Origin of the sequence: Poseidonibacter antarcticus, from assembly GCF_003667345.1 — a bacterium.
Taxonomy (GTDB): domain Bacteria; phylum Campylobacterota; class Campylobacteria; order Campylobacterales; family Arcobacteraceae; genus Poseidonibacter; species Poseidonibacter antarcticus.
On the sequence record NZ_RCWF01000026.1, the window covers coordinates 1 to 5,266 of the forward strand.

4 protein-coding genes are annotated in these 5,266 nt (G+C 25.9%); 2 read left to right on the plus strand and 2 right to left on the minus strand.

Features of this window, described 5'->3' with window-relative positions:
- Positions 1-12: 12 nt before the first annotated feature.
- Positions 13-1,713 (minus strand): DUF4158 domain-containing protein, encoded by a 1,701-nt coding sequence (locus tag D9T19_RS14190; protein ID WP_121628906.1) that lies wholly within the window; start codon positions 1,711-1,713, stop codon positions 13-15.
- Between the two features lie 232 nt (positions 1,714-1,945).
- On the opposite strand from D9T19_RS14190, the gene D9T19_RS14195 reads away from it, so the two are divergent.
- Positions 1,946-3,121, plus strand: coding sequence for a MalY/PatB family protein (locus D9T19_RS14195; protein ID WP_121628907.1), 1,176 nt, complete (start codon positions 1,946-1,948; stop codon positions 3,119-3,121).
- 148 nt (positions 3,122-3,269) lie between these two features.
- Here the strand turns inward: D9T19_RS14195 and D9T19_RS14200 are convergent, their stop codons facing one another.
- A complete protein-coding gene (locus D9T19_RS14200; RefSeq protein WP_121628908.1) occupies positions 3,270-4,487 on the minus strand; it encodes an IS110 family RNA-guided transposase in 1,218 nt (405 codons plus the stop codon).
- Positions 4,488-4,736: 249 nt separating this feature from the next.
- On the opposite strand from D9T19_RS14200, the gene D9T19_RS14205 reads away from it, so the two are divergent.
- The coding region (locus D9T19_RS14205; protein WP_205588733.1) for a hypothetical protein at positions 4,737-5,266 on the plus strand (530 nt) is incomplete at its 3' end.

The following is a 5,266-nucleotide window of genomic DNA, read 5'->3' on the forward strand; positions in this document are numbered from 1 at the left end:
ACAGATACAGATTTAAAAATAATTTAAGTTTATATTAATGTTCATGTCCAATTTGACCAAATTGTTTAAACTTACTCTAAAATAAGTATCAAAACCTTTTTTTATATTTTCATTTGTTTGCTTGAAACTCTGTTCGAGCTTCTCTTTAACTGGTTTTATAAATTCCTCATAATCTTTCAAATCATCTAATTCATGAGCTTTTAGAAGCTTGTATTTATTCTTATTCCATTCATCTTTATCAATAAGATAATCTTCAAAATTCCGATATTTTAATGAGTATTTTAAATTTAGTGTACCATTTTTAATAGCATCACTTATATGAAAAAAGAGTAATGCTTTATAAAGAAAAATCCTAAATTTACCACTGTCATAAACTGCTTTTTTTTCTTCATCACTAAGAAACTCTTTGGGTGCATTATGTGTAATATTAGAAGTTTCTCTAAAATATTTTATCGCAGAAATTATGTTCTGTTTTGAAGTTGTATCATCAAACTCAATTGCTTTGATTATTCCCGAAAGTTTACCCTGAAGTGATATAGATTTTTTCTCTATAAATTCGTATTTATTTTCAATAATGGTATCAAATACTTTCTTTTCAGAAAGTATATTATTGATTATAGGCTCATTCTTTTCTATAAGATTTTCAATTTGTGTAATTTTTTCATTTGCTGATAATTGTTCATCTTTGATGAACAATTTTATGTCCTGTATTGTTGATACAGTAGCCTTCTCAAGAGATTTTAATATTTGATTTTTCCTCGGTTCAAGTTCAAAAACAAAATCCTTTTGAGCTCTAAATGAAGAGTTTTTGGAGCTTTGAACAGTAGCAATAAATCTATCAATAAGATTGTCATTTCGTATGAGATATTGATAATATACAAATGATAAAAGAGTAAACTTTTGATTGAGTATATTTGTTTGATTAAGTTGTGAAGTTTGCCCTTTTTCTACCCATTTAGCATAATACTGTGCTATGTTAGCTGTTATTCCTATCGTGTCAATAATCTTTTTTAACATATTGAATTTAGATTTTATATTATTTAATTTTCCCAAACTAAGCGTCATTTGATTCTTTGCTGTGGAGTGCTCAAGCTTTCTAAAGTAGGCAACTTTATATCGATTTTTAGACTCTTTTTCCTTTTCAAGAAATTCATCTAACAATTTCAATTTTTCATCCTTTACCAAAGGTTCTAATCTTTTTAAAATATCTTTTTTCTGAGTATTAATTGCTATATTGATAATTTTAGTTAGTTCTGTATAGCTTGGAACTTCAATATTTAGTTTCGTTGAAATATTTACAAGGATATAAAATATTTTCTTTCTGTGGATGAAGTTATTAGCGAGATTATTTGCCTCTTTCTGAATGGTCAATTTTATATCATCGGTATAACTATTAATTTTGAAATATTCTCTAATAAGTCGTTTGTATGTTCTTATAGTCCTTTCTGGTATCTTTTTTGAAGAGGTTACTAAGTCATATCGTTTTGATATATATTTTAAACTATCATCATTTATATTAAAGAATTTATGTGTAAGTTTGAAATACCCAAAAAGATGAATAAATATCGCAATATTTTCTATTTTATAATTTTCTTTCAGTTTTTGTAATAAATCATCTTTTATTTCAAAACAATACTCTTTTTCTTTGTAATTTAACAATTTCGCAACATTAAAGATTTTTAGTTCTTGTTGTGTTAATATTTCAATATTCACTTAATTTCCTTTGTATGATATAGACTTAATTTTTCTAAACAATATTTAATATCTAATGCAATTAAAATTTCATCTTCAATTATCATTATTTTAATTTTATTCATTTATATCCTTCTAAATTTATTATATTGGACTCTTGTTTCAAAAACTGTCACAAAAAGTAAATATAAAATTGTGACATTTATGTGACAAAAAATAATTATAATTTACATATTATTTTATAGGGATTAATATGAATTTTGATAAAGAAGTGATTCGTTGGAATACAAATGCAACTAAATATAAAAATGCAGAAGAAATAATACCTATGTGTGTTGCAGATATGGACTTTTTAAGTTCAGAACACTTAAGAAATGATTTAGTACTAAAATTGACAAAATCTATATATGGTTATTCTTATATTAGTCTAGATTTTTATAATAGTATAATAAAGTGGATAAAAGTAGAGTATAACTGGAATATAAAAAAAGAAAATATTTTGTATTCACAATCTGTACTATCTTCAATAACATCAGCAATTCAAAGTTTGACAGATATTAATGATGATATATTATTACTTACCCCAGAATATCATGCCTTTTTTTATTTAATTACAAGAAATAATCGAAATGTAATTGAATGTCCATTAAAGGAATATGAGAGAAATTATTCAATTGACTTCTCAATCTTAGAAAGTTTATTAACAAAAAAAACAAAAGTACTGTTATTCTCCTCACCTCATAATCCAATAGGAAAAGTTTGGACTTACGAGGAATTGAAAGAATTAGGTAACTTTTGCTTAAAAAATAATTTAATTATTTTATCAGATGAAATACATGCTGATTTAACATTTCAAAGATTAAAACATATACCAATTGCAAGTATTTCTGATGATATATCAAATATAACATTGACTTTTAATTCTCCCAGTAAGAGCTTTAATTTAGTGGGATTAACATTATCCTATATCGTAGGAACAAATAAAGAATATTTGTCTAAAATAGAAAAACAACTAACTATTAATCTATATAATAAGGTCAACGTGTTAAATGAATTTAACTTAATTAATGCATATAAACAAATTAATTGGTTAAATGAGTTGAAAAAATATTTAAACGATAATATTTTAATCAGTAATAACTTTTTTCTACATAAAAAATCAAAAATTAAATTTAATATTCCTGATGCAACTTATTTAATTTGGTTGGATTTTAGAGAATTTAATTTATCCAATGATGAAATAGAGAAAAGATTATTAGAAAATGCAAAAGTGAGATTATTAAATGGAAATGATTTTTGTAATATGGGCGAAGGTTTTTTTAGGATGAATATTGCATTGCCAAGAAAAAAATTAAAAAGAGCTCTTGAGCAAATAAATAATGAATTTAACAAAATAAACCATCCTATAAAGAATAGCTTAAACGAATAGTTATTCTTTTAGGCATTACTTTATTGTTTCATTATTTGAGTATTTTTTAAAATATTCAAATGATCAAATAAAAAATAAATGCATTATAAGGTCAGTGTTCATTAAAAACCCATTGTTTTCACAAGTGCTAAAACTAAAAAAGTTTGTATTATTTCTTGTATGGAATAAAGACTCTATTTGGCTGATAAGGCTTATTATATTTAAAAACAGAATAAATAATTGCTGCTAGTTTTTTAGAAATGATAATTAAAGCTTCTTTTTTGGATTTACCAGTTGATACTTTATCTCTAAATATCTTTCTGAGTTGTTCGTTATGTATTACAGATGCAACTGCTGCCATATAAAGTGCGTGTTTGGCTATTGGTATTCCTCTTTTTGCAAGTCTTCCAACTCTCATAGAGTTACCAGACTGATATTGAGTAGGATAAAGTCCTAAGTAGCCTATAAAAGATTTTACAGATGGGAATCTTTTAATATCTCCACACTCTCCAAGAACAGCAGATATTGTTTTGTCTGAAACCCCTGGAATGGTTTTGATATTTTCAATTGAAGAATCAATTTCTTCTATTTTATTATAGAGTAAACTATTTATTTGGGCTTCAATTTCATCTTTCTCTTGACAAATAAGCTCTAATATCTTAACATTAGTTCTAATCATTAAAGCTCTTGCTTCGCAAGCACGACCACCGTAGATGGAAGATTTGGAAAGTTCTATTAATAACTTAGCCTTTTCATCGTTAAAGTTGTTACCTTTGATATGTCTAAATATCTTAGTCAACTTTTGTGGCGTAGCTTTAGAAATATCCACAGCTGTTGGATAAGCTTTAATGATTACTATAGCAGTTTTAGTAAATATATTTGGAAATACTTTTGTTATTTCTGGATTTACTGTTGCTACCACAGTTGATATTTCTCTTTTGATAGTTTTAATCTTATCCATAAGAGAAGGCTTTAATCTTCCAAGAACTTTTAGTGATTGATAATCATTGTTAGATATAAAGCTCTCTTTATATTTACCAGTTGATAATAACTCAGCAATTACATAAGCATCAATAGAGTCATTTTTTATCTTTCTTCCTGTGCTAAAGTCTCTAAACTTAGCTGTTTGATAAGAGTTAAGAAGTATAACTTTATAATCTGCATCACTTAGGTATTCATAAAGTTCTTCACTAAATGTTCCAGTTGATTCGACTCCAATTATAAAATCATTATTGTTTAGAGATAGTTCAGAAAGCTTAGTATTCAAATCTCTAAGCCCTAAAATATCCGAATAAATCCAAAATGGTTTTATAGCTATTTCTTTAGTATCATCTAAGATACAAACATAATGTTTTTCTTTGGCAACATCTATTCCTACATAAAACATAATAAACCCTTTGTGTATAGTTTTAGAATCTCATAGCTTCGTGTTATACGGAGTAGAAATTATTAATTTCTCCCAAGCATCCTATAGATGATTTAATAAAGCTAACACAAGACGTTTAATATGTTGGTACAAATAGTCCAAAAAGGAAAAAACTTGTTTATAGTTAGCTTTTGTGAAAACCATGAGTCTTTAATGAACTCAACCATTTTATAATAATTGGTTGGTTAATGTATTATACGAAGGATGAAAATGACAAAAAAAATTAATTTAGTAAAGAATCAACCTCTGGCATATGATTATCATGGGGATTTACCATTAAATACAAATTTTACCAAAATAAACCCTCAGGAAATTGATTTATATCTTGACCTAGATACAAAAATAGGAAGTGATACATGTGGACAAAATTGTCAACACTGTTGGTTTGTAAATTATGATATTGTAAAAAATAAAACTTTTAAAGAAGATTCTGGGATGGAGATATATAAAGCTTTAAAGAAACAAAAATTTAATGTTTATCCTAGATACACTGATAGTTTTTCATATAGCGGAGACTTTCTAAAACTTTTTGGAAGCTCACGAAATAGAAGTTTTAAAGAAGGGGAAAATAAAGATACTAAAACTATGGAAAAAGGAGAAGCCTGGACAAGTGGTAAACCTTTATTAAAAGATAATTATGTAGAACTTTTAGATTTAGCAAATGAATATAATTATGGAACTATTGCTATCACATTTCATGGAATACTTGATGATAATTTAAATATAGAAAGAGAATATCC

Coding starts and splice junctions, on each gene's coding strand:
- D9T19_RS14195 (WP_121628907.1), top strand. CDS start 1,946: ATGAATTTTGATAAAGAAGTGATTCGTTGGAATACAAATGCAACTAAA.
- D9T19_RS14200 (WP_121628908.1), bottom strand. CDS start 4,487: ATGTTTTATGTAGGAATAGATGTTGCCAAAGAAAAACATTATGTTTGT.